This window comes from Clostridium sp. Cult2 (assembly GCF_021655075.1).
Classification (GTDB): Bacteria; Bacillota; Clostridia; order Tissierellales; family Tepidimicrobiaceae; genus Schnuerera.
Genome location: NZ_PPXX01000026.1, coordinates 1 through 25,501, shown reverse-complemented (window position 1 = coordinate 25,501; position 25,501 = coordinate 1). Strand labels below are relative to the sequence as shown.

The following is a 25,501-nucleotide window of genomic DNA, read 5'->3' as shown; positions in this document are numbered from 1 at the left end:
CATCTCCCCCTAAAAAGTTATTCATAGGGGTATTATATTTTAAAGGTGGACCAGTTTTCAACTGAAATGGTGGCCTACTTTTAGATTAACATAAACAAGAAAAACATAAAACCTAAAAATGAAATTAAAATAATAGCAAAAATTATAGTGGAAACTTCAAATACTAAAGATAAAGATGCATTACACCTTGTATCTGCTGTATATAATAAATGTGACTATTTTATTACATGCGATGATAAGTTTATAAAAACGATAGAAAAAAATAATGATAAATTAAAAGATATTATTGGAGATATTAGATTATATAATCCTATAGATTTTCTTAGGGAGGAGATGGATATAGATGTTATCGAATGAAAGAGTTAAATATACAGATAAAGAAATATTAGAAAAAGGCTCCAGAGCTTTGATAAAAGGACTTGGATACTCTGGGTTTTTAAGATTTATCCGTCATTTTGAAGGTAGAAGTAAGGAAGATTATTTAGAATTAGAGAAAGAAATTTTTAAAGATATGTCTGTAGACGAAATTTATGATGGCGCAAAAGAATATTGGGAAAACAAAGATTAAAAAAGCCTTTTTTTGAAAGGACTTTTTTAGTAAGATATAGTAATTAAAATAGAATAGAAAATTAGCAATAAAATTATTTGTTACATAGTTGTAGAATTATGTGTAATAATTATCCTAAAGTAGGAGAAATGTAAGATATGGATATTAAGTTAGTTACTCCAAAAGCAGAGGATTATCGTAAAGTTGATAAACTATTATTACAATTACATAATAAACATGCAAGTGATTATCCAACTTTCTATAATGAATTGGACAATTTTAATAGTCAAAAAGAATACAATGAATTTATTAAACAAGAATGTAGGATTATTATTCTTGCTGAACAATCGGAAGAAGTTGTAGGTCTATTATGGGCAGAGGTAAAAGAAAAGTTCCAAAATAGATATATGAAGGCGCGTAAAGAGTTATGGCTTGAAGGGATTGTAGTTAATGATTGTTATAGAAATTTAGGTATAGGTAAACTTCTTATGGAAGAACTAATCGATATAGGAAAAAAGGGTGATTTTGACAGCATAGAATTGATGGTGTGGAATAAGAATAATGAAGCAATAAACCTTTATAAGAAATATTTTGAAAAAAGAGCAACCATCATGACATATCCCTTATAGAATCATATTAATAGACCCCACCTGTGGATGTGGGCATATCCTAGTCTATGCATTTGATGTATTATATGATATTTATTGTAGGAAAGATTGAATAGATAAATTATTAAAATAAGAGGACACTGATTGTCCTCTTATCTTAATGCTACTTCTTTAATTGGACAAGTTTATTAAATAGCTTCTCGTTTTCTTTTATCCTGTTTTCATTTCCTAATACACATAGGTAATCTTCTTTCATAGTCTTATCAATTAGGGGTCCAAAGGATTTTATTTTTTCTAGATTTGTGGTTAAAGCCTCATCCCTTGTTTTTTGCACATCTTCTTGAGTTACCTTTGATATATATCTATTGGTAGCAATTTGGCCTTTCATATGGGGAGTGGTAGCTGGGTCTAATTGGCTTATAGTTCCAATAATATATGAGGTTAACTCTTCTTCATCTATATTTAAACTATTGATATAATCTGCCATATTATCGTAGACTTTAATAGTTCTATCTAGATTAGGATCTCTATAGGAGAAGGTTACTAGATGACCAGTTCTATCCAATAGTATACCTGCACCATAGGCTCCACCTTGAGCCCTTATCATATTGTGAAGATAGTCCCTACTTAATATAGTAGATAAAACTCTCATACTACCATTATAGCTAAATCCTAGTTTTCTAAAATTATATCCTTTTGATACATACTGAACATTAGCTGCTGATAGTATACCTTCATTTAATCTTTCTTCAGTAAAGCTGTATTTTGTTGGTTCAAATTTTTGTTTGTTAAGTTCATCAATTACAATAGGTAAATTATCCTTTACCAATGAAAAATCATCTCTATCCCCTGTAAAGCTAAGGATTAAATTATTTACGTTAAATACCATATTATAAACCTTATTTAGATTAGATAAAATCTCTTCACCATTGTTATCGAAATCCTCAAGTATATCAGATAAAAACCAGTAGAAATCTAATCCCTTTAATCTCTCCATATATTTTTTAGAAGGTGAAAAATAGGAACTAACTCTACTAGCTGCTACTGTATGGCCTACATCGAATATAGACATTTCTATTCTGGATTTCATCTGTTGGAACAATTCTTTAATACGTTTTTTATCTTCAATTTTTGATTGAGTAATCAATTCAGAGATAAGTTTCATCATTTTTACTATGTTATCTCCTATGGCTTTGCCTTTTACAATAAGTTTAGGATAATATAAACTATCCCTATCTTTTTCATCATAACAGGTAGCATCAAAATCTATACCACCAGTATGGATGTATATTTCATTTGATAATTCAGAGTAAGGTCTTTTTTCGGTATCAATTTTACCTAGTAATCCTATCAATAGGTTAATATAGGGGATTAACTCTTCATCTACTATACTAATATCGAAATAAAAATCTACATAGGCGATTTTACTTGTGAATATATTATGGAATAATATAGTGGACTCTTCTTCCTTAATTATTTCTTGAGGTATAACTAAGGCCTTAGGTTCCACATCAGCTATGGATAGCTTAGGTATAGTAGCTTTAGCCTCCTCAGAGTCATCGGTAACTTGCATTTCTTTTAGCTTGTCATTTTCATGAATTAATTTATTAATTTCCTCCGAGCTTAAAGACTTTTTATATTCATCCAAATTTTTCTCTAAAATCCTCTGCTTTTCTTCCCCTAGTCCTTTTTTAGGTTCAATTATTACTAAGGAACTATGGGAATTATTGATAATACGTTCTTTGATGAAATTTTCAAAATAGCCTGTGTCGATATTGGATTTGAGTTTATTTAAAGTTTTATCATATTGCAAATGAGTTAAAGGATCTCCATCATATAGCCAACTATCTAAAGATATCATATTGTATACAATTCCTTTAGTTGGAAACTTGGACGCTTCTCTGAGGTCGTATTCAACTATATTAATACAAGCCTCAATCAATTTTCTATCTATTCCATTTTCAACTAAATTGCTTAATGTATCAAAGATCACCTTTTCAAACTTTTCCTTTTTATCTATAGAAGTGTTTTTAGCAACTATACCAAAGCCAGGTTGCATACCTCCAGAACTAATAGGGAAAATATCTTCTCCTATTCCTTCATCTATTAATGCTTTTTTTAGTGGAGCTGCTTCTGATTCCACTAGTAATTGACTTAGTATACTAGTCATTATATAGGTTTTTGGGTCTGTATTTTCTCCAAGTACAAAATTAAGACTTAAATAACTGCGATTTTCATCATTTTCTTCACTAGAAATAGGATAATAATCTACTATTTCATTTCTTGAGGTAAAAGGTTTTTGAACTTTAATAGTTGAATCTATTTGGGTTTTATCAAAGTTAGATAGATAGTTTTCATCTATATGTTTTAGATGTCCTTCAATATTTCCATTGCCATAAAGATATATATAGCTATTGGATGGATGATAGAATTTCCTATGAAAATCTAAAAAAGCCTCATAACTAAGCTCAGGAATTACATCTGGGTTTCCACCGGAGGAATATTGGTAGCAAGTATCTGGGTATAGGGATTTGCCTATATTTTCTCCTAATATCCTTTCTGGAGAAGAATAGGCTCCTTGCATTTCGTTATAGACTACACCTTTATACCTGATGCTATCTTCTTCGTTAAATATTTCATGGTGCCAACCTTCTTGCATAAATATTTCAGGTATTTCATAAATCTGAGGATAAAATACTGCATCTAAATAGACATCCATTAGGTTGAAAAAGTCTTTTTCATTCCTACTAGCAACGGGATACAAGGTTTTATCGCTGAAGGTCATAGCATTTATAAAGGTTTGTAAAGAGCCCTTCAACATATCCATAAAGGGTTCTTTAGTGGTATATTTTCTAGAACCAGATAAAACACTATGTTCAATAATATGGGGAACTCCTGTACTATCTGAGGGAGGTGTTCTAAAACCTATGGAAAATACTTTATTATCATCATCATTTTCTAAATGCAATAGTTTTGCTCCAGTTTTTTCATGAATGAATATTCTTGCAATGGATTGAATTTCCTTAACTTCAGTTTCTTCTATTAACTTAAATCCATAATAAATATTATCTAATTTAAACATGGCTTCCTCCTTTTAAATTGTATTAATATTCAAAAGAATACTATTAAATAAAAGATATCATTATTCAATAGTTTAATCAACTTTAGTATACTATTTTTTTCCTAATTTTATCCTATAGTATTAGCACTATATTTCAATTATAGATAGATATCCTAATATTATAGAACTATGTTATAATAATATATAAATTATTCATTAAGATAGGAGTTAAAAATGGATATTTATGAAGGATTAAAAAATTATTTTGGATTTGATGAGTTTAAAAAGGGCCAAAAAACTTTAATAGAAGGAACTTTGAAAGGCAGAGATGTACTAGGAGTAATGCCTACTGGTGGCGGTAAGTCCCTTTGTTATCAATTGCCTGCAGTTCTAATGGATGGCATAACAATAGTTATTTCACCTTTGATCTCTCTTATGAAAGACCAAGTAGATTCATTAGAGGAGATGGGAATACCTGCAACCTTTATAAATAGTACTCTTAGTGATAGGGAATTTAATATTAGGTTGCAGGATATAAAGGCAAATAAATATAAAATTTTATATGTGGCACCAGAGCGGTTAAATACATATTTATTTTCAAATTTAGTAAAGAGTATTCATATCTCTATGGTTGCAGTAGATGAAGCCCATTGTATAAGCCAATGGGGTCATGATTTTAGGCCTAGTTATCTTGAAATTCCCAAGTTTATCAATTCCTTAGAAAATAGACCTGTGGTTTCAGCCTACACGGCTACTGCCACTAAGGAGATAGTAGAAGAGATTAAAACCTTATTAGGATTGAAAGACCCTATAGTATCTGTAATAGGTTTTGATAGACCTAATCTGTTTTATCAAGTAGTTAAGGTTAGAGATAAATTTAAATATTTAATGGATTATTTAGAAAAAAATTTTCAAGAGGAATCGGGAATAATCTATTGTGCTACTAGAAGAACAGTAGAATCCTTGACGGAAAAATTAATAGGAAAGGGTATATCTGCTGTAAGTTACCATGGAGGTATGGATTCCAATACTAGACAAAAAAATCAGGATGATTTCATATATAATAAAGTCAGGGTAATCGTTGCTACCAATGCCTTTGGACTAGGCATAGATAAACCAGATATTAGATTTGTAATCCACTACAATATGCCAAAAAACATGGAAGCCTATTATCAAGAGGCAGGTAGAGCAGGTAGAGATGGTGAGCCTAGTGATTGTATACTTTTATACTCTCCTTCTGATATTGTAAAACAGAAGCTATTAATAGAAAGTAGTACCTTTTCATCAAAAAGGGAGACTTTGCTTTATGAAAACCTTCAATATTTAGTAGATTATTGTTATACCAATGACTGTTTAAGAAATAGTATATTATCTTATTTTGGTGAAGAGATAGAAAAGGAGAATTGTAATTATTGTGGCAATTGTTTAAGCCAATCAGAAATGGTGGATATTACTGTAGAAGCTCAGAAGATATTGTCCTGTATATATAGAGTCAGGGAAAGGTTTGGGGTAACTATGGTAGTTCAGGTGCTAAGAGGTTCTAGAAATAAAAGGATTTTAGAATTAGGACTGGACAAGGTTTCTACCTATGGAATTATGAAGGAATATAAAGAGGATGTATTAAAGGAAATAGTCATGACCTTAATATCTATGGATCATATTCATATGACAGCAGATAAGTATCCCATTCTAAAGCTAACTTCTGCTTCTGTTCCTGTACTTAAAGGTGAAGTAAAGGTATATCATAAAAAGGATTTATTAGAATCAAAAATTTCAACAAAGTTAAAAAGAGCAAGTTCAGATTATATTGAGAGCAATTATGATAGAGGTTTATTTGAAAGATTAAGGGAGTTAAGATATAAGATATCTCAAGAAAAAGGATTAGCACCCTTCATGGTATTTCACGATTCAACTTTAAAGGAGATGGCAATATATTTTCCCCGGGATAGAGAATCTATTATGGATATAAAAGGAGTTGGATTAAAGAAATATGAAAGCTATGGGGAAAAGTTTCTCCAAATTATTAAAGACTATTGTGATGAGAAAGGAATAGATAATTCCAAGATAGAAGTAGTACAAACTTCAAGTGAAACAAGGGAAAAGGATGAGGATAGATATCAACTAACCTATGATTGCTATTTAGAAGGATTATCTTTACAAGAAATTGCTGATAAAAGGGAATTCACCGTAAATACAATAATTAAGCATTTGGAGAAATGCCATAAGGGTGGCAAAATAGTCGATTGGTCTAGGTTTATTGATGATTCTGGCAAAGAGGAAAAGGTATTAAAGGCAATAGAGCAGGTAGGTTTAGAAAGGTTGAAACCCATTAAGGAAATATTGCCAGAGGATATAAGTTATGAGGACATTCGGATTATTATAATCAATAATGGATTAAATTATAATAGGTGAAGGATATGAATCCCTCACCTATTATTACTATATAACCTTTTCTTTAGGTAGTATCACTTCTTCTTTTAATTTATCCACTACTTCTTCTAATTCTAGTGGTCTAGAGGCTTTTACTAATATTATGGATTTAGGCTTTATCACTTGTTTCAAATTTTCAATTAATTGAGGTTTATTGTTACAAGAAATTATTCTATCTTTTTCAAATATCAACTTTGCAGTTTTAGCTATATGTTCAGCAAAAGGTCCAATGGTAAATAAATAATCAATTTTATCTGAATCTATTTTACTACCTATTTCTTCATGCATTTCTATTTCATCTTCACCTAATCCTAGCATATCTCCTAATACTGCTATTCTTTGGCTATATTGTTCCATATTATAAAGAGTATCTAAGGCTGCTAGGACACTGGAAGGATTGGATTTATAGGAGTCATTTAATATGGTGAAACCTTCTGCATATACTAACTCATTTCTCATTCCAGTTTTTTCAACATGGTAAAGACCTTCTCTTATGAAATCAAAAGGTATATTAAAATACTTAGCTACTACTATAGCTGCTGTAGCATTATACATATTGTGTTTTCCTAGCATTGGCAGAAATAAATTGTCCATCTTTGGATTTGTTAACATGAAGGATATACCATTTTCATCTACCAATCCTAGTTCGCATTGATAATCGTTATGTTTTTCTACCCCATAGGTTATAATTTTTTGGCAAATCTCTATGTTCTTTATTTCTTTTTTCAATATAGGGTCGTCACCAAAATATACAAATAATCCATCTGGAGATAATTCTTCAAGGATTTCAAGTTTTGCCTTTGCAATATTTTCCTTAGTTTTTAAATCCTCCAAATGAGCTTCTCCAATATTGGTTATAATAGCAACGTCTGGTTTAGCTATGGAAGTAAGTATGGATATTTCACCAAACTTGTCAGTTCCCATTTCAACTACGGATATTTCAGTGTCTTCATCTAAATCTAACAGGGTAAGAGGTGCGCCAATAAGGTTATTTAGATTTCCTTTAGTTTTTTTAGTTTTGTACTTAGTATTTAATATACTAGCTATAATATCCTTGGTAGTGGTTTTACCATTGCTTCCTGTTATTCCAATTACCTTTACATTTAATTGTTTCCTATATTCTTTAGCTAATTGGTGAAGAGCTGTTAATGTATCTTCTATCAAAATAAAGGGGAAGTCTAGTTGAGGTAAAGGCTCATTTTTATCCCAGAATGAGGCTACTGCTCCTTTTTCAATTGCTTGTTCTATAAAATCATGTCCATTAAAGTTTTCACCAGTTAGAGGTATGAACAATTGGCCTTTTTCAATGGTTCTCGAGTCAGTAGAAACTCCTTCTATATAGTCTCCTTCATATTTTTCTATTAACCCAAAACCATTAACCATTTCCTCTACTTCTTTTAATTTACGCCTTATCATTCTTCAACGCTCCTCGTACATAATATGGATTTTTTCTGTTGGTATCTTTCAAAAGCTAATTCTATTAACCATTCAATTAGTTCAGCATAAGTAGTGCCATTAGTGGCTTTCCATAGAACTGGTGTCATACTAAATGCTGTAAAACCTGGCATGGTATTTACTTCATTCACCAATACTTGGTTATCGTCAGTAACGAATATATCTACTCTAGCAAGGCCATAACAATGGAGGGCTTTGAAGGATTCTACAGCCAATTCCCTTACCTTATCAGCTACTGCTGGTTCTAATCTAGCAGGGACTACTGGAATTATTGTTCCATCTAAATATTTTGCATTGTAATCAAAGAAAGGCCTTTCCATGATGAACTCACCAGAGACAGAGGCTTTAGGATAATCATTTCCTACTACAGAGGTTTGCATTTCTCTGCCTACTACTTCTTTTTCTATGATAATTTTATAATCATAGATGAAAGCTTCTTGGAAGGATTCTTTTAGTTCCTCTCTATTTTCAACTCTGGATATTCCAACACTAGAACCGGAGTTAGCAGGTTTAACATAACAAGGATACCCGATTTTTTCTTCTACCTGTTCATATGATTTTTCCTCATCTTCTTTCCATTTATGTAATCTAAGGGAAGTGTATTCTGTTTGAGGTATACCATGTCTAGCAAAAATATCTCTCATTATTACCTTGTCCATTCCTGCTGCTGAAGATAATACTTCATTTCCTACATATGGTACATCTATTAATTCTAAAAGGCCTTGAATAGTACCATCTTCTCCGTTAATTCCATGAATAGCTGGGAATATTATATTTTTTTCATCTTCTTTAAAATCTTTGGCTAAGAATTCTCCTATAGATTTAGCTACCGTATTAGAAGGCTTTACTTGTAGCTGTTTTACATCCTTTATCTCTTCTTCTAACAATCCTAAACAGCACCATATACCTTCTTTTGCAATATATACTGGATATACATTGAATTTATCCCTATTTAGAGCATTTAATATTGCTGATGCAGACTTTAAAGACACTTCGTGTTCTACGGATTTACCTCCATAAAGTACATAAACATTGGTTTTCATATATTTTCTCCTCTCTTTGTATCAAACTATTTATGAAAATTCTCAGTATTAGTCAATATAATAAGTTTACTGCATATATGAAAAATGCTATCACAATAGAACTCAATAATCAATATATATTTGTTTCCATAGGATTGTATCCAAGGATAGATAAGTTAAACAACTGGAAGGCTAAAAACAATACCATTCAAGTATATTATTCTTAGAATCAGGTCTTGCTAAAAGGTTCCTAATATAATAGTAAAAGAGATTTTAATATTAGATATTAGAGTTCTTTTTCAATTGGATTTTTTCTCTATATATTATACAATTAAATGTATAGGAGGGATTAATATGAATAGTAGTACGGAAGTTTCAAAAGCAGCTATTAGGTTGGCGGTATCAACTAGGGAAGAAGAAAAAGCAATAATAGATGAGCTTCAAAATAAGGATATAAAAGGTGCTGCTGTGGATATTGGTGGGGATTTAATCAATTCTATACCAAAGATTATAGAGAGGGCATTGGTAGCTTCAAAGAAAACAGGAATAATAAAGGATGTTCATGTTCATGAAGGAGCAGTAGCTGGTGCTGCTAAAGATGCTATAAGTCAAGTTAACTCTAAAGCATTAGGCCTTAACTTTGGGGGGAAGCTAGGCATAGCTAGATCAGGGGAGCATGTAGTAGTTTGTTTATTTATTAGTATAGGTTTGCTTCATCTAAATGATTTAGCTATAGCCATAGGCCATAGGTCTATTCCCATTGTAGATTAAAAATATTAATAACATTGTTGACATTAATATAAAAACATATTATAATCTAATCATATATTTTTGTAGATAGCCGGGAGGCTAAGGGTAGCAAGGTAGATTAGTAGGGTTTGTAAAACTAAAAATTAATATTAGGAGGATGGTAGCATGGTAGGCAAAAAACACCTAACCAGTCTAAGTAAATGCTTAGGCTTTATTTTGTTATTGATAATAAACGTATCATTAATTGGATGTACTTCTGAAAATTCTCAAGAAATGATTTCCATAGGAATTAGTCAAATTATTGAAAATCCCGTTTTGGATTTAGCCAGGGAAGGATTTACTGATGCTTTGAAGGAAAAAGGCTATGAAGACGGGAAAAATGTTAAAATAGATACTCAGTTTGCTCAAGGGGATATAGCGTTAACCACCACTATAGCACAAAACTTTGTATCCCAGAAAAAAGATATAATCCTTGCAATATCCACCCCGTCAGCCCAATCGGCATTCCAATCTACTAAAGAAATTCCAATATTATTTGCAGCTGTTACAGATCCTGTATCAGCAGGATTAATTCAAAATGTAGATTCTCCAGAAGGGAATATTACTGGAACTACTGATATGGTACCTATAGATAAACAATTTGAATTAGCGAAAACTATCTTTCAAAATGCAAAAAAGGTAGGAGTACCTTATAACACCAGTGAAATAAATTCTCAGGTACAAGTAGAATTGGCTAAGGAAGCTGCTAAATTACAAGGCCTTGAAATAGTTGAAATACCAGTTACTAATTCATCTGAAATAGAGCCAGCCCTTAGTGGCAAAATTAGTGAGGTTGACTTTTTATTCCTCCCATCAGATAATTTAATAGCTTCTAGCATGTCAATAATTACCAAAGTAGCTTTAGACAATAATATAGGTTCTATTGGCGTAGATGAACCTATGGTTAAAAATGGCGCCTTAGCCTGTAAGGGTTTAGATTATTATAAATTAGGATATGAAACAGGACTTATGGCTGTAGAGATTATAGAAGGAAAAGAAATAAAGGATTTACCAGTTTTCAAGCCAACTGATACTGAACTTACCATAAACAAAGATATATTAGATAAATTAGGTATTAGTTTACCAGAAGATATAATAAATGAAGCAGTAATAGTTGGGGGGGAAGACTAGATGAATGGTTTTATATTAGGCATTCTCCAACAGAGTTTGATTTTTTCTATTGCTGTTATGGGCATATATATAACCTATAAAATATTGAAATTTGCTGATTTGTCAGCAGATGGTAGTTTTACATTAGGTGCTAGCGTATCAGCAATACTCATAATAAAAGGGTTTAATCCTTTTATATCCTTGGCATTTTCCATGTTAACAGGCGCTTTAGCTGGTATAGTAACAGGTGTATTAAATGTTAAATTTAAAATACAGGATATACTTTCTAGCATTTTAGTAATGATTGGACTATACTCTATAAATTTGAGAGTAATGGGGATGGCTAACCTTCCTTTATTCAATGAAAAGAGTATATTTACGGATAGGAATATATTGCTAGTTATATTTATTTTTGCTTCTATTTGTGGAATATTTTTTACTTTGTTCTATAAAACTAAGCTAGGATATTTGTTGAAGGGTATAGGAGATAATGAAAATATGATTATTTCCTTAGGTATTAATACAGGTAGTATTAAAATATTTGCTCTTTCCTTGTCTAATGCTTTTATAGCTTTGGCAGGGGGAATACTAGCTCAATACCAAGGATTTAGCGATATAAATATGGGTACTGGAATTATGATTATGGGACTTGCTTCTATAATAATTGGATTTAGCATATTTAGGAATATTAATTTTTCAAATTCTAGCATACTGTGTATATTAGGTACTTTAGTCTATAGAGCTTGCATAGCTCTAAGTTTAAGGGCTGGTTTTAATCCTAGCGATTTAAAACTTATTAGTTCAATTATTGTAATAATCGCTTTATCCATTGGCAACAGCAGAGGGTTATTTCAAAAATATGCTTTAAAGAAAGAAAATACAAAATACCCTTCAAAATTAGAGGAAGTAGGTAGTAGGAATGCTTAATCTAAATAATATTTCAAAAACCTTTAATAGAGGTGGAATAAATGAACAGCAATTATTTAATAATTTTTCTTTAAATATAGAAAAAGGCGATTTTATATCTATCATAGGTAGTAATGGTGCAGGTAAATCTACTCTTTTAAATCTAATTTCCGGGAAAACAGAAGTTGATGAAGGTAGGATTATATTAAATGGAATAGATGTAACGGAAAAAGATGAATATAAGAAATGTAAGAACATATCTAGAATATTCCAAGACCCATCTATGGGCACCAATCCTTCTATGACTATATATGAGAATCTATCTATGGCTAAGAATAAGGGGAAAAGATTCGGATTGACTTTTCTAATAGATAAAAGGGATGAAGAATATTTTAAGGAAACCTTAAAGATTTTAGGTTTAAGCCTAGAAGATAAATTACACACTCCTGTTTCTCAACTATCAGGTGGGCAAAGGCAATCCTTAGCATTAATTATGGCAACCATTGGTAACCCTAATGTTCTATTATTAGATGAACACACAGCAGCTTTAGACCCTAAAACTAGTGAAATAGTTATGAATATTACTGAAAAGGTAGTTGAAGAGAAAGGACTAACTACCATTATGGTTACCCATAATATTGAACATGCAATTAAATATGGAAATAGGCTGATAATGCTCCACTTGGGCGAAAAAGTGATAGATATAGATGGCAATATGAAAAAATCCTTAACAAAGGAAGAGCTATTATCCCTATTTAAAGATATAAGCGATAAGAACTTATTCGGATAAATTAGAGACCAGATTTGGGTCTCTTTTTTATTGCTTTGCAATTGTATTTTTTAGAGGCATCATAGAAATGGGCTTGTTGAACATCACTAATTAAACAACAAATATGTTATTTTTCATGAAAACAGGGTAAATCTACTATACCTATACAAGGTAAGACTATAAATAAACAAGGAGGTTAAGTATATATGAACACTAACTTATATGTGATTATAAATGTCATCATTATAGCAGCTTTAATATATGGTTTATTATCTTTAAAGAAAAAGGGAATTTCTTTTACTATTAGGGTTTTACTCGCTCTAGTATTAGGTATTGTATATGGAGTAGCTCTTCAGTTAATCTTTGGAGCTGGTTCTGAAGTTATAAAACAATCTAATAGCTGGTTTGATGTAGTTGGTACGGGATATATCAGATTACTAAGAATGATTGTAATTCCTCTAATATTTGTGTCCATTGTTAATGCTATAGTTAGCCAGGATTCCAAGAATTTAGGGAAGATGGCAACTCAAATTATTGCAATCCTTTTAATTACTACTGCTATTTCTGCTCTTATAGGTGTAGGGACAGCAAAAGCCTTTAATTTAACATCAGAGGGACTTTTGGTAGGAGAAAAGGAGCAACAGGCTAGTATGGGGTTAGAGGAAAGGTTAGAGGATTTTCAATCTAAACCAATTCAACAACAATTGGTAGAGATAATCCCTATTAATCCCTTTTATGCTATGACTGGTCAAGGAAGTTCTGCAACTTTATCTGTTGTAGCTTTTGCCGTTATAGTAGCATTGGCTACCATAGGAATTAGAAGAACTAAACCTGAGTCAGCTGAAAATTTTATCAACTTAATAAAAACTTTACACGATATTGTAATGAGAATGGTAACTATGATTTTAAGGCTAACCCCTTATGGAGTTTTAGCGTTAATGTCTAGAGTAGTTTCAAGTAGTGATTTTTCAGAAATAGCAAGGTTAATAAAATTTGTTATAGCTTCCTATGTAGCTTTAGCTATTATGTTTGTTATTCATCTAATAATATTGGCAGTATTTGGGCTGAATCCATTAACTTATGTTAGAAAATCCGCTCCAGTTTTAATGTTTGCCTTTACCTCTAGGTCATCAGCTGGAACTTTACCATTGACTATCAACAATCAAATAAGAAATCTTGGGGTATCTGAAGGTCACGCAAATTTATCTGGATCTTTGGGAACTAGTATAGGACAAAATGGATGTGCTGGCATATATCCAGCAATGGTGGCAATAATGATTGCCCCTACAGTGGGTATAAATCCTATGGCACCAGCATTCTTAATAAAGTTGACAATAATAATAGCCTTAGCCTCTTTTGGAATAGCTGGGGTAGGAGGGGGAGCTACTTTTGCTGCTTTAACAGTATTATCAGCCATGGGCCTTCCTGTGGGTCTAGTAGGGCTGTTGATAGCCATTGAACCTTTAATTGATATGGGTAGAACCTTATTAAATGTTAGTGGTTCTATGTTAGCAGGGGTACTTTCTAGCAAATTTATGGGGGAATTGGATGCGGATATATACAATAGCCATGCGGTAGAAGAGGTTTAATTAAATTGTTTCAAGGAGGGATTAAGCATGAAAGTTAAAATGGATAAAAAGGCTGAAAAGTTTATTAAATCCAAAGGAGAACAGGCTATTGAAGTATGGTTAGAGGGTTGCTCTTCTTGAGGACCTAGCGAACCACAACCATCAGTTAGGATGGGAAAACCTGAAAATGTGGAGGAGTTTAACCTTTATAAGGTAGAGGACATTGATGTATATGTTAAATCAAATGTAATTGCAAAAGATGATGAGCTTAGGGTTAAATATACAAAAATTCTATGGAATGAAAGATTAATTGTAGATGGGATGCTATTTTAATAATGGAAAGATAAAATTTTCATAGAATAGGAGAAATATATATGACAAATGATAATATATTTAAGAGAATAAATAGATTATCTAGTTTAATTGGAAATACTCCTTTATTGGAGATTAATTTTAAATATAAAGGTATGAATCGTAAAGTATTTGCCAAAGCAGAGCAATACAACTTAACAGGCAGTATTAAGGATAGGATGGCGTTACACATTATAGATAAAGGATATAGAACTGGTAAACTGAAAGAAGGTTATAGGATAGTAGAGGCAACTAGCGGAAATACAGGGATTTCCTTTTCTGCTATTGGTAGTTCTCTCGGGCATAAAGTCATAATATTCATGCCTAACTGGATGAGCCAGGAGAGGATGAATTTAATAAAAAGTTTTGGAGCAGATATCCAATTAGTTAGTCCAGAAGAAGGTGGATTTTTAGGAAGTATTAAGATGGGAGAACAATTGGCGGAGAAAAATAATGATATATTTTTACCTTCTCAATTTTCAAATGAAGATAATATTGAAGCTCATTATAACACAACAGGACCAGAAATATTAAATCAACTTAAAAAACTTAACCTAGAGGCTGACGGCATAGTTGCAGGAGTAGGGACTGGAGGAACTATTATGGGTATAGGTAAATTTATGAAGGATATAAATCCAAATATTAAGCTATATCCTTTAGAACCTTCTAGCTCTCCTACCTTATCTAGAGGTTATAAGGTAGGGAAACATAGAATCCAGGGAATATCCGACGAGTTTATTCCACCAATTACTAAATTAAATGAATTAGATGATATTATAGATGTCAACGATGGGGATGCTATAATAATGGCTCAAAGATTAGCAGCTGAGATGGGTTTAGGCGTAGGTATTTCTTCTGGGGCTAACTTTTTAGGTGCCATAAAGGTACAGGAAATTTTGGGACCTGAGAAGATTATTGTTACAGTTTTTCCAGATGATAATAAAAAATATCTAAGTACAGATTTGATGAAAGAAGAACCAATAAAGGAAGATTATATCTCACCCCATGTTGAATTATTGAATATTATTGCTCATAAATGAGTCGGGATAACCCGACTCATTTATATTGGAAAATAATAAATCAATAAAGTATAATAGTATTAAGACTAATCTCCTATTTTTAGATGAAAAGCAAGTAGTTCAAAAAGGTGGCATAACAATGAATATCATAAAGATTAGAAAATTTGTAAAGTATATATTGAGATTCTACATTATCTATGCATTTATATTTGGAGTATTACTCTTTGGGCTCTATAATCCTGCATCAACGGAAGAACTGGAAGATGATTCTATCGAAGTCTTTCATGGCCAAGAGTTGAGTCAGGATAGGGTTGTTCTTATGGAAGAAAGGAATGATTCAGGGGTTAGTCGGGTAAATCTAATTGAAAATGCAGAAAAAACTTTAGATATTGCCTATTATACACTCCATGATGGAGTTTCCACGGATATTTTTTTTAGTAGTATTATAGAAGCGGCAGATAGAGGGATAAAAGTTCGTATTTTGCTTGATGGTATTTTTCACAATTTAAACGGAAATTTACGCGGAATAAGATATATTTTTTCAGCTCATCCCAATATAGAACTTAGATTTTATGAACCCTTAAATTTAATTAAACCATGGACGTGGAATAACAGACTTCATGATAAGTTTATTATAGTGGATGAGAAATATGCCATTATAGGTGGAAGAAATATTGGTGATAAATATTTTATAGGTGATGAGACTGATGACCATATTGTCTACGATAGGGATGTAGTAATTATAAATACAGATGAAGGCAATGTTTCTAATAGCGTTATTTCTGAATTTAAGGATTATTTTAACCATCTATGGGACCATGATTATTCGAAGAGTCCAGTCAATAGGCTAACCAATATGGACAAAAGGAAAGGTGAAGAAAAATACCAATACTTAGTCAACCGGGTAGAAAAACTGGAAAAGACCCATCCAGAAATATTTAATAATTCTATTGATTGGATAGAAGAATCTGTACCAGTTAATAAAATATCCCTCATATACAATCCAATAGAACGTCTAAATAAGGAACCCTGGTGTTGGTACTATATTACCAACCTAGCCAATAATGCAGAGGAATCAATATATGTCCAAAGCCCTTATATTATTCCTACGAAGGATATGCTCAATATTCTCCATGTAGAAAATATTTCTGTAGATAGGGAACAGATAAATATACTAACTAATTCCATTCATTCCAGCCCTAATCCATTTGCTATCTCTGGCTATATGAATAATAGAAAAAGGGTGGTGGATTTTGTAGCTAATGTATATGAGTTTCAAGGTCCTGGTTCCATACATGCTAAATCCTATATATTTGACAATAGGATTAGTGCTGTAGGTTCCTTTAATTTTGATTCAAGGTCTGCCTTTCTTAGTACTGAGTCCATGGTCATAATTGATAGTAAAGATTTTGCTAAGCACCTTGAAGAAGAAATGGACAAGTATATTAGTAATAGCTTAATAATAGGGGAAGATTATTCTTATTTACCTGATTCAGTGGTAGAAGAAGGAGAAATACCTCTATTAAAATTAATTGTGGTAAGGGTTTTATCTGTAGTTGTCTATCTATTCCAATTTATGTTATAAAAGGCTTATAAAAAATTAGCCAAGTGAGAACCTTTCTTTAGATTGCAAAAGTAGGCTTAAAACTAAGCCTACTTTCTAACATACTGTTATTTAGCTTTTCCTGTTTCTTTAATATTAGTATTTGTGTTTTCTATATTTTTTTCAACCATATTACAAGTGCCTTGGAAAAAAGCATTTTCATCAACAATAAGATTTGATATTTCTGCATCACCTATTAGTTTCCCTGTAGAATGAAGGGTTAAATTTCCTTTGGATTTAATATTACCCTTCACATTTCCAGCTATAGAAATATGATAACAATATATATTACCTTCTACTTTTCCCGATTCACCAATAATAACATCACCTTTGTAATCAATGTCCCCTTCTATTATACCATCTACTCTTAAGTTGCCTTCACCTTGAACTTTACCAATTAACTTAATCTTCTCACCAATTAATGAATCAATTTCCATTGGTTTTTCAACCTTCTTACCAAACACTGATTTTCCCCCTTACCTCTTATTTAAGAACAGTTAACGGGTCTATAGCCTTTCCATTTTTATGTATTTCAAAATGGAGATGTGAGCCAGTACTTCTCCCAGTGCTTCCCATCTTTGATATAATTTGACCTTTCTCTACTGCCTTGCCTTTATCAACGAGCAATTTACTATTATGTCCATATACGGTTTTATATCCATTGCCATGGTCAATTATTATGGTTCTACCCAAGCCAGCTTTATAACCTGAAAACACTACTTCTCCCTTGCCAGCAGCCCAAATATCAGCACCTGTTGAATTAGCTATATCGATACCATGATGAAATCTAAACCCTCTCCCAAAAGGATTTCTTCTATTACCAAAAACAGAAGTTAGTCTTCCTCTTGTAGGCCACAAATCAGGTACTGTTTCTAGATATTCAAATCTTTTTTCCAAATCATCAATAAAAATTTGTAATTCTTTTTCTTTATTGTCTAATACTTCTTTTAATACCTGAATTTCATTTATAGGTTCTAAAGCTTCAAGATTAATTCCATTGCCTATTCTACCACCCCTAGAGGAACTTTTTAAACCAGCAATTTTTTCTAATTGTCTCTGCAATTTTTCTATTTCAATTAATTTGTCTTCAACTTCGTTTGCTTTGGCATATAATTCTTTATTTTGAGATTTTAGTTTGGATAGTTCTATTTCCTTTTTTCTATTTTCTTCTTCTAGATAGTTTATTTCAGATACTCTGTTATCATATTCTTTTTCTAAATTTGTGCGAGATGAATAGATATTGTTAAAAATTAAAAATGTTATAATTAAAACTGCGGATAAAGATATGATTGAAGCTTTGGGCAACCACCGTGGAATCGTTAACCTTCTTACTTTTTCCGTATGGGGGATTATCATAATACAGATTTTTGAATCTTTCTTCCTCCCCATATTTGTTCCTCGACCTCTTTCTAGCAATACTTAATTCTTTCATAATATACTATTCTACATAAATTGTAAAAATCCTTTTATTATTTTAAATAATTTAATATTACCAGCTCTAATACTTTATTTAATATATACATAAGTGGAATACCGAGGGAAAACTTAGCTTTACTAACCTTATGTTTAAAAACAATCATTCCCAATAGTGCACCAGCAGACCCACCTAATAGGGCTAAAATCATTAAACTTAATTCACTAATCCTCCAATCATTTTTCTTTGATTTAGATTTATCTAATCCAAAGGCTAAAAAGGATACAATATTTATTATTAGAATGTAGATTAAAAAGCTAACTTCCTTAGCATTGAAATTTGATAATATATTCATATTAAACCTACCTTTCCTAGAGAATGAAATCCATATAAAATCTCTAAATTAATATGCTTAGTATTATAATATCTTTAACACTATGCTAATTCAACATAATGTTTTGCCTTACTAAAGAAAAACCATAGTATTTATGGTTTTCAAATTTATGGGTGTAGATATAGAATGAATTACTCTAGAAGGGTGGTTTAATATGAATAAATTTAAGGTAGGTTTTCAATCTCCTTAGGAGATTTATCAAGTATATCTAAAAAAACATCTACTATATTTGGATCTAATTTCATTCCCTTATTGTTTAATACTTCTCGAATAGCTTCAATTTGATTTATTGTTTTCCCGTGAGGGTTGCTATGGAGAATAGAATCATAATAGCTTGTAACTGCTAATATCCTAGATAACAGAGGAATCTCTTCTCCCTTCAATCTTTGAGGATATCCTGTACCATCCCATCTTTCATTGGTTGATAATATTAAATTAGCTATATGGGATAGTTCGGGAATAGATTTTGCAATTCTATAACCAATTTCTGGGAATTTCTTAAATTCAGTTAATCCATCATTATTCAAAATCTCAGATTTTTTCAATATTGGCTCTTTAACTCCAATTTTACCTATATATTGAAAAATGGCTAGCATTTCTAAATCATCTATTTCATTTTTAGTTAATCCAAGTTTTAAGGCAATATTCTTACTATAAAATCTAATTCTATTTATGTGGTCCACAGTTTTTAAATTTCTATCAAAAAGACTCTTTTTAAGGGCTTCTATTATGTCGTTTCTTACCTTTTTACCCTCTAATAGTTTTTTGCTATACATTAATTCTTCTGCTTCTTTAATTATGGAAGATATTTGTTTGCTAGGTTCATCCTTAGTGGCAAGGCCTAGTGAAATATTAATAAAGGATGCTAGATTATCTGAATTGATAATATTGTTTTTAATCCTTTCACATATTAAATGACCAATTTCCTTTGAGGTCTTAGGCAATAATATAATAAACTCATCTCCCCCCCATCGAGCTATAATATCCTGGCTACGACAAGAAAGTTTAAGAACATCTGCAACGGATTTCAACAATTTATCTCCTGACTCATGACCAAAAACATCATTTGTAATCTTTAACCCATTAACATCTCCCATAATAATAGATATAGGTAAGTTTCTTTCGTTATCTAATCTTTTCAATTCTTCTTCAAAAAAAGCCCTATTATATAGACCTGTAAGATTATCATGATAACTTAAGTATAGTATTTCTTTTTCTTTTTCAATTTCTTTAGTTATATCTCTAAAAACTATAATGATACCTAGAATATGATTGTTTCTGTCTTTAATTGGAGAAGCTTTACCAGATATAAATAGGTTTTTTCCATCTATAGTTTTCAGTAGGGTATTTTTAGGAAATTCTATGGTGCTTCCTGTATATATCACCTGTTTTATTAAGTTTTGAGAATTAATTTTTGATTTATTATCACCTATATTAAAGATAGTTGAAAGATGTGTGTTCATAGGTATATTAACTTTCCCGATGAGTTTTTTCCCAATATCATTAATCATGGAGATTTTAGCATATTCATCAGTAACAATTACACCTTCAGCAATTGAATGAAGAGTAATTCTTAGTTTTTCTTTTTCGGTGTTGAGCATTATTTCTGAATTTACTTCTCTTGTGATATCGCTAAGTTGGGTAACAAAATAGCCTTTTTGTGGTGAGTATACATTCACTTTAAACCACTTATTTAATATATTGGAAAACTGATTAAATTCTTCAACTTTATTATTTAAAGCTACTTCACCATAAAACTTTATCCAATTGAAGTTATCTAATTCTATATTAGGCATTACCTCTGTCATTCTTTTCCCTATTACATTCTCAGTAAATCCCATTATTCTCATAAATGGAGGATTTACTTCAATATATTCTGCGTCATATGGATTTCCTCTATCATCTAATATTATTTTACGATTAGCATATCCTAGAGGAGAATGATTAATAATTGATTTATATAAATCTATATTTTTCATAACAATCCCTTCCTATAATATATAAAAATTAATATAAAGTAATATATAGATACCCTTTTCTATTGACATAAATTAACTATTTAATTTTTAACAAACAAATTATTCATTTTCTAGATATTTTCCTTGCAAAAAAGCCATATTATATATATACTTAACAAGTTAGATAAAAAAGGAAGGATGTAGTAAAATTAATGGATAAATTAAAATTTGAAGAGATTAATCTTTCAAAAGAGATTCAAAAAGCAGTTTCAGATATGGGGTTTGAGGAGATGTCTCCTATCCAATCTCAAGCAATACCTTATATACTTGAAGGCAAGGATGTAATCGGGCAAGCACAAACTGGAACTGGCAAAACTGCTGCTTTTGGCATACCCATCATTGAAAAATGCGATGGAAAAGATAGAGGGATACAAGCTATGGTATTGTGTCCTACTAGAGAACTATCTATACAAGTGGCAGAAGAGATTAGGAGATTAGCCAAGTATAAAAAAGACATTTTTGTCCTACCTGTATATGGAGGACAGCCTATTGACAGACAGATAAAGGCCCTTAAAAAAGGTGTTCAGATAGTAGTAGGAACTCCAGGCAGGATAATAGACCATATTAGAAGAAAAACATTAAAGTTAGGAAATATAAAGATGTTAGTATTAGATGAAGCAGATGAAATGTTCGATATGGGATTTAGAGATGATATTGAGCTAATAATAAATCATATACCAGAGGAAAGGCAGACCATCTTCTTTTCCGCTACTATGCCTAAAGAAATAGTAGACTTTGCTAAAAGATATCAGACCAATCCTAAAACAATTAGGGTAGTCCACAAAGAATTAACGGTACCAAGAGTTGAACAGTATTATTTTGAATTAAAGGAACATATGAAGACTGAAATATTATCTAGGCTTATAGATATATATAATCCAAGGCTGTCCATAGTATTCTGTAATACTAAGAAGAAGGTTGATGAGTTATCTATTGAATTACAAGGTAGAGGGTATTTTGTTGATGGACTTCATGGTGATTTAAAACAATCTCAAAGGGATAGGGTCATGTCCAAGTTTAGGTCAGGGAATATAGATATTTTAGTGGCTACAGATGTGGCAGCTAGAGGTTTAGATGTAGACGATGTAGATATAGTATTTAACTATGATATACCTCAAGACGAAGAATATTATGTCCATAGGATTGGTAGAACTGCTAGAGCAGGTAGAGAGGGAATAGCTCTTAGTTTCGTAGGAGGAAGAGATAGACATAGGATTAAGGATATTGAAAGGTATACAAAGACAAAGATAGCCAGGAAGGATTTGCCTACACTGAAAGATATGGAAGAAAGACAAAGTGATATATTGTTAGAGAAGATTAAAGAAGAAATAGATAAGGGACAGTTAGGCAGATATGAGGAAATGCTTAACCAATTACTAGAAGAAGATTATAATTCTTTTGACATAGCTGCAGCCCTACTAAAATTTTATTTGACAAACAATAAATTAGATGGACATAGGGAATTAGATGCAGTAGATTATGGTACAAATGGTATAAGTACAATTGCAAAAATATATATAAATACTGGCAAGAGAAAAGGAGTAAGCCCAAGACATATATTAGGAGCCCTATTAAATGAAACGGGAATACCTAGAAAAACTGTCGGAGACATAGATATGTATGACAAATTTACTTTTGTTGAAATTCCAGAAGAATATGTCCATCAGGTAATAAAAGGTTTGAACAATAAGAGAATAAAAGGGATTAAAGTAAAGGTTGAGTTAGCTAATACAAAATCCTAATAGGTTTAAAAGCGACAAAGAAAAATTTAGTTCTTAAGTCGCTTTTTATTTTTAATAGTACCAATAAAATAAGGAATATAATACAATATATATAACAAAAGGATAATTTTAGAGCTAATCTAACAAAAGAATATAAAAAGGCAAAGTATTGAAGCGATATAATACGATATATAGAATAATACATTATAGGTTCTTTAATTACTTAAATAGGGATTGGTTTTTATGAAAAAGAAGATTATAGGAGTTGGGATTTTTGTCCTAATTGCCATCATAATTTTATTATCAATAAATAAATATATTAAATTATCAAAAGAACCAGTAGATGTTAAAGATAAGATTAAACTAAGAATTGCAGGAGATAATAATTTTAAACCTTATGAATATGTAAATGAAAAAGGGGAATATGAAGGGTTTAATATTGATATTATGAGAGCTATAGAAGAAGCCATGGATATAGAAATTCAGTTAATACCCATGAGATGGGCAGATGCAGTAGCTGCTTTAGAGAATGGAGAAATAGATGGTATTCAAGGTATGTCTAAGACTGAAGAAAGAAATAAGAAATATATTTTTACTCAATCGACTGTTATTAACTCTCATGCAATTTTTATAATGAAGGATACGGAAAATATAGATGGAATTGAAGATTTAGAGGGTTTAAGAGTAGCTTATCAAGAAAGAGATGTTCAAGAAGAGAGGATTAAAGAGATACCCAATATTATTTTTATACCACGCTATAGTCAAATAGAAGGTATTCAAGCACTATTGAATGGAGAAGCGGATGCTTTTATTGGAAATAAGACAACTGCCATATATTATCTTAATAATATTAGAAGGTCTAATAAGGTAAAGATTGTAGGCCAACCCCTTGGAGAAACAGCCTACGGGCCTGCTACATTACCTCAAAACAAATTGATCTACAGGATATTAGAAGAAGGATTTACTCGGATAAAAAAAGATGGAACTTATGACAAGATATATAAAAAATGGTTTGGAGATCAATTGTCCTATGGACATTTTATATTTAGAAATTATATGAAGTATATAATAATAGGGATTGGAAGTATTAGTATAATATTATTGTTATTATTCATATGGAACAAAAAACTTCAACAAGAAGTGTCTAAAAGGACTAGTGAATTAGAAATTGCCAATAAGGATTTAATAGCCCATCAAGAAAGAATATATGATTTAGCTTATTTTGATTCTATTACTAATCTTCCCAATAGAGTGTTTTTCATAGAAGAATTGGAAGAATCTCTCCACCATTTATCTGAAGATGAAAAGCTGGCTGTATTACAATTAGATTTGGATAGATTTAAATACATTAATGATAATTTAGGACATGACATAGGAGATAAGGTATTAAGATTATTGGGAATAAGATTAAGCAAATTAATTCATGAAGATGATTTAATAGCTCGAGGTGTAGGAGATGAATATTTAGTATTATTAAAAAATATTAAGGATTTCTCAAGAATATATATAGTTGTCAATAGTATTATTGAAGATTTCAAAAAACATATTACCTATAGGGATTATGAGTTATATTTGACTACTAGTATAGGAATTGCAATATATCCAGAAGCAGGGAAAGACAGTATTTCCCTTATGAAAAATGCAGAAATTGCATTATATGAAGCTAAGGAAATGGGTGGAAATAGCTATTTTAAATATAATGAACAAATTGGGAAAAGGGGATATGATAATTTAACTACATTAAACCAATTGAGACAAGCTGTAACCAATGAAGAATTTGTTTTATATTATCAGCCCAAAATAGCTCTTAATACTAGGGAAATAATAGGTATGGAAGGGTTAATTCGCTGGCAAAATCCGAAAAGAGGGTTAGTATATCCTGATGAATTCATACCTTTAGCAGAAGAAACAGGACTTATATTTTCTATTGGTGAATGGGTTTTAAGAGAAGCTTGCAGACAGAATAAGGAATGGATTGATAAAGGTTATAGACCTAGACAGGTTTCTATAAACATTTCAGCCAGACAATTTCAATATTATAATTTTTTAGATATGGTGTCTAGGGCATTGAAGGAAACAGGCTTAGAACCAAGATATTTAGGGTTAGAGATAACTGAAACTACTGCTGTATCTGATATTAAATATACAATTAATGTATTAAACCGACTAAAAGAATTAGGGGTATTTGTAATAATGGATGATTTTGGTACAGGCTATTCCAATTTAAGTTATTTAGGTGAAATGAATGTAGATGAGTTAAAAATCGATAGAAGTTTTATTTGGGATTTGGAAATCAATGAAAAAAACAGAGCAATTTCTAAAACCATAATACTCCTTGCTAAACAGTTTAATATATTGGTTACAGCCGAAGGAATAGAATCAGAAAAACAAGTAAATATTTTGAAGGAGCTGGGTTCTGATACGGGTCAGGGATATTATTTTAGCAAACCCATTCCTGCTAAAGAATTGGAAAAAATTCTATAAATAAAGAGGTCAGATAAACTTTTAAATTATCTGACCTCTAATTATTTTAATAAAGATTTTAAATTTTGACCTAGGTCAAAGTAATGATTGGTAATATTTTTTATAATAAAGACACAGAATAAAAAAAGATTAAAAAATAAGACCAGCTAATTAAAGTCAATAGATTTTAGCAAAATAATATTAAATATTTTTTGAAAAACTAATAATAAAAAAATGCACACCTAATAAACCA

Annotated in this window: 21 protein-coding genes; 14 read left to right on the top strand and 7 right to left on the bottom strand. The window is 31.0% G+C overall.

What is annotated here, in order from left to right; translation table 11 throughout:
- Nucleotides 1-147: 147 nt before the first annotated feature.
- The 3 genes from C3E90_RS03055 to C3E90_RS03045 all read left to right on the top strand — a co-directional run bounded on the left by C3E90_RS03055 (nucleotide 148) and on the right by C3E90_RS03045 (nucleotide 1,176).
- On the top strand, nucleotides 148-357 hold the full coding sequence (locus C3E90_RS03055) for a hypothetical protein (protein ID WP_236914121.1): 210 nt from the start codon (nucleotides 148-150) through the stop codon (nucleotides 355-357).
- Nucleotides 344-568, top strand: a complete 225-nt coding sequence (locus tag C3E90_RS03050) for a hypothetical protein (RefSeq protein WP_236914119.1) — start codon at nucleotides 344-346, stop codon at nucleotides 566-568. The genes C3E90_RS03055 and C3E90_RS03050 overlap by 14 nt, the downstream gene beginning before the upstream one ends.
- 137 nt (nucleotides 569-705) lie before the next feature.
- Nucleotides 706-1,176: a GNAT family N-acetyltransferase gene (locus C3E90_RS03045; RefSeq protein ID WP_236914117.1), complete on the top strand. Its 471-nt coding sequence runs from the start codon at nucleotides 706-708 to the stop codon at nucleotides 1,174-1,176.
- 142 nt (nucleotides 1,177-1,318) lie between these two features.
- Here C3E90_RS03045 and C3E90_RS03040 read toward each other — a convergent pair whose 3' ends face one another.
- The gene (locus tag C3E90_RS03040; protein ID WP_236914115.1) at nucleotides 1,319-4,237 is read right to left on the bottom strand and encodes an insulinase family protein; all 2,919 of its coding nucleotides are present in this window, start codon (nucleotides 4,235-4,237) and stop codon (nucleotides 1,319-1,321) included.
- 213 nt (nucleotides 4,238-4,450) lie between these two features.
- On the opposite strand from C3E90_RS03040, the gene recQ reads away from it, so the two are divergent.
- On the top strand, nucleotides 4,451-6,628 hold the full coding sequence (gene recQ, locus C3E90_RS03035) for a DNA helicase RecQ (RefSeq protein ID WP_236914113.1): 2,178 nt from the start codon (nucleotides 4,451-4,453) through the stop codon (nucleotides 6,626-6,628).
- 27 nt (nucleotides 6,629-6,655) lie between these two features.
- Here the strand turns inward: recQ and C3E90_RS03030 are convergent, their stop codons facing one another.
- Both C3E90_RS03030 and C3E90_RS03025 read right to left on the bottom strand, forming a co-directional pair.
- Nucleotides 6,656-8,062, bottom strand: coding sequence for a UDP-N-acetylmuramoyl-tripeptide--D-alanyl-D-alanine ligase (locus C3E90_RS03030; RefSeq protein WP_236914112.1), 1,407 nt, complete (start codon nucleotides 8,060-8,062; stop codon nucleotides 6,656-6,658).
- Nucleotides 8,059-9,144, bottom strand: coding sequence for a D-alanine--D-alanine ligase (locus C3E90_RS03025; RefSeq protein WP_236914111.1), 1,086 nt, complete (start codon nucleotides 9,142-9,144; stop codon nucleotides 8,059-8,061). Before C3E90_RS03025 ends, C3E90_RS03030 begins: the two co-directional genes overlap by 4 nt.
- 333 nt (nucleotides 9,145-9,477) lie before the next feature.
- On the opposite strand from C3E90_RS03025, the gene C3E90_RS03020 reads away from it, so the two are divergent.
- The 8 genes from C3E90_RS03020 (at nucleotide 9,478) to C3E90_RS02985 (ending at nucleotide 17,220) form a co-directional block, all read left to right on the top strand.
- Nucleotides 9,478-9,894 (top strand): HutP family protein, encoded by a 417-nt coding sequence (locus C3E90_RS03020; protein ID WP_236914109.1) that lies wholly within the window; start codon nucleotides 9,478-9,480, stop codon nucleotides 9,892-9,894.
- Between the two features lie 144 nt (nucleotides 9,895-10,038).
- Complete coding sequence (locus C3E90_RS03015; protein WP_236914107.1) at nucleotides 10,039-11,043, top strand: ABC transporter substrate-binding protein; 1,005 nt, start codon at nucleotides 10,039-10,041, stop codon at nucleotides 11,041-11,043.
- Complete coding sequence (locus tag C3E90_RS03010; RefSeq protein WP_236914106.1) at nucleotides 11,044-11,949, top strand: ABC transporter permease; 906 nt, start codon at nucleotides 11,044-11,046, stop codon at nucleotides 11,947-11,949. It abuts the gene before it with no gap.
- Nucleotides 11,942-12,718, top strand: a complete 777-nt coding sequence (locus C3E90_RS03005; protein ID WP_236914104.1) for an ABC transporter ATP-binding protein — start codon at nucleotides 11,942-11,944, stop codon at nucleotides 12,716-12,718. The genes C3E90_RS03010 and C3E90_RS03005 overlap by 8 nt, the downstream gene beginning before the upstream one ends.
- A gap of 185 nt (nucleotides 12,719-12,903) precedes the next feature.
- Nucleotides 12,904-14,286 carry an L-cystine transporter gene (locus C3E90_RS03000; protein WP_236914103.1) on the top strand — a complete coding sequence of 461 codons (1,383 nt, stop codon included), beginning with the start codon at nucleotides 12,904-12,906 and terminating at the stop codon, nucleotides 14,284-14,286.
- Between the two features lie 27 nt (nucleotides 14,287-14,313).
- Nucleotides 14,314-14,598 carry a CC/Se motif family (seleno)protein gene (locus tag C3E90_RS13220; protein ID WP_272879048.1) on the top strand — a complete coding sequence of 95 codons (285 nt, stop codon included), beginning with the start codon at nucleotides 14,314-14,316 and terminating at the stop codon, nucleotides 14,596-14,598.
- A 41-nt stretch (nucleotides 14,599-14,639) separates the two neighbouring features.
- Nucleotides 14,640-15,656 carry a PLP-dependent cysteine synthase family protein gene (locus tag C3E90_RS02990; RefSeq protein WP_236914101.1) on the top strand — a complete coding sequence of 339 codons (1,017 nt, stop codon included), beginning with the start codon at nucleotides 14,640-14,642 and terminating at the stop codon, nucleotides 15,654-15,656.
- 118 nt (nucleotides 15,657-15,774) lie between these two features.
- Nucleotides 15,775-17,220, top strand: a complete 1,446-nt coding sequence (locus C3E90_RS02985) for a phospholipase D-like domain-containing protein (RefSeq protein ID WP_236914099.1) — start codon at nucleotides 15,775-15,777, stop codon at nucleotides 17,218-17,220.
- An 86-nt stretch (nucleotides 17,221-17,306) separates the two neighbouring features.
- Here the strand turns inward: C3E90_RS02985 and C3E90_RS02980 are convergent, their stop codons facing one another.
- From C3E90_RS02980 to C3E90_RS02965, 4 genes are all read right to left on the bottom strand, one after another.
- Entirely contained in the window at nucleotides 17,307-17,702 is a 396-nt protein-coding gene (locus tag C3E90_RS02980) for a bactofilin family protein (protein ID WP_236914098.1), read from the bottom strand.
- A gap of 19 nt (nucleotides 17,703-17,721) precedes the next feature.
- On the bottom strand, nucleotides 17,722-18,627 hold the full coding sequence (locus C3E90_RS02975; protein WP_236914096.1) for a M23 family metallopeptidase: 906 nt from the start codon (nucleotides 18,625-18,627) through the stop codon (nucleotides 17,722-17,724).
- An 80-nt stretch (nucleotides 18,628-18,707) separates the two neighbouring features.
- Nucleotides 18,708-19,007 carry a DUF1294 domain-containing protein gene (locus C3E90_RS02970; RefSeq protein WP_236914094.1) on the bottom strand — a complete coding sequence of 100 codons (300 nt, stop codon included), beginning with the start codon at nucleotides 19,005-19,007 and terminating at the stop codon, nucleotides 18,708-18,710.
- Nucleotides 19,008-19,210: 203 nt separating this feature from the next.
- Entirely contained in the window at nucleotides 19,211-21,025 is a 1,815-nt protein-coding gene (locus C3E90_RS02965) for a sensor domain-containing diguanylate cyclase/phosphohydrolase (protein ID WP_236914093.1), read from the bottom strand.
- Nucleotides 21,026-21,216: 191 nt separating this feature from the next.
- Here C3E90_RS02965 and C3E90_RS02960 point away from each other — a divergent pair, with 191 nt between their 5' ends.
- Both C3E90_RS02960 and C3E90_RS02955 read left to right on the top strand, forming a co-directional pair.
- Nucleotides 21,217-22,806: a DEAD/DEAH box helicase gene (locus tag C3E90_RS02960; RefSeq protein WP_236914091.1), complete on the top strand. Its 1,590-nt coding sequence runs from the start codon at nucleotides 21,217-21,219 to the stop codon at nucleotides 22,804-22,806.
- Between the two features lie 222 nt (nucleotides 22,807-23,028).
- Complete coding sequence (locus C3E90_RS02955; protein ID WP_236914089.1) at nucleotides 23,029-25,269, top strand: EAL domain-containing protein; 2,241 nt, start codon at nucleotides 23,029-23,031, stop codon at nucleotides 25,267-25,269.
- The last annotated feature ends 232 nt before the right edge of the window (nucleotides 25,270-25,501 follow it).

Bases quoted from the DNA above. Each gene is read 5' to 3' on its own strand.
- C3E90_RS02970 (WP_236914094.1), bottom strand. From the start codon at position 19,007: ATGAATATATTATCAAATTTCAATGCTAAGGAAGTTAGCTTTTTAATC.
- C3E90_RS02985 (WP_236914099.1), top strand. From the start codon at position 15,775: ATGAATATCATAAAGATTAGAAAATTTGTAAAGTATATATTGAGATTC.
- C3E90_RS02975 (WP_236914096.1), bottom strand. From the start codon at position 18,627: ATGGGGAGGAAGAAAGATTCAAAAATCTGTATTATGATAATCCCCCAT.
- C3E90_RS03025 (WP_236914111.1), bottom strand. From the start codon at position 9,144: ATGAAAACCAATGTTTATGTACTTTATGGAGGTAAATCCGTAGAACAC.
- C3E90_RS03005 (WP_236914104.1), top strand. From the start codon at position 11,942: ATGCTTAATCTAAATAATATTTCAAAAACCTTTAATAGAGGTGGAATA.
- C3E90_RS03015 (WP_236914107.1), top strand. From the start codon at position 10,039: ATGGTAGGCAAAAAACACCTAACCAGTCTAAGTAAATGCTTAGGCTTT.
- recQ (WP_236914113.1), top strand. From the start codon at position 4,451: ATGGATATTTATGAAGGATTAAAAAATTATTTTGGATTTGATGAGTTT.
- C3E90_RS02955 (WP_236914089.1), top strand. From the start codon at position 23,029: ATGAAAAAGAAGATTATAGGAGTTGGGATTTTTGTCCTAATTGCCATC.
- C3E90_RS02990 (WP_236914101.1), top strand. From the start codon at position 14,640: ATGACAAATGATAATATATTTAAGAGAATAAATAGATTATCTAGTTTA.
- C3E90_RS03010 (WP_236914106.1), top strand. From the start codon at position 11,044: ATGAATGGTTTTATATTAGGCATTCTCCAACAGAGTTTGATTTTTTCT.
- C3E90_RS03045 (WP_236914117.1), top strand. From the start codon at position 706: ATGGATATTAAGTTAGTTACTCCAAAAGCAGAGGATTATCGTAAAGTT.
- C3E90_RS03020 (WP_236914109.1), top strand. From the start codon at position 9,478: ATGAATAGTAGTACGGAAGTTTCAAAAGCAGCTATTAGGTTGGCGGTA.
- C3E90_RS03000 (WP_236914103.1), top strand. From the start codon at position 12,904: ATGAACACTAACTTATATGTGATTATAAATGTCATCATTATAGCAGCT.
- C3E90_RS03040 (WP_236914115.1), bottom strand. From the start codon at position 4,237: ATGTTTAAATTAGATAATATTTATTATGGATTTAAGTTAATAGAAGAA.
- C3E90_RS02960 (WP_236914091.1), top strand. From the start codon at position 21,217: ATGGATAAATTAAAATTTGAAGAGATTAATCTTTCAAAAGAGATTCAA.
- C3E90_RS02965 (WP_236914093.1), bottom strand. From the start codon at position 21,025: ATGAAAAATATAGATTTATATAAATCAATTATTAATCATTCTCCTCTA.
- C3E90_RS03050 (WP_236914119.1), top strand. From the start codon at position 344: ATGTTATCGAATGAAAGAGTTAAATATACAGATAAAGAAATATTAGAA.
- C3E90_RS03030 (WP_236914112.1), bottom strand. From the start codon at position 8,062: ATGATAAGGCGTAAATTAAAAGAAGTAGAGGAAATGGTTAATGGTTTT.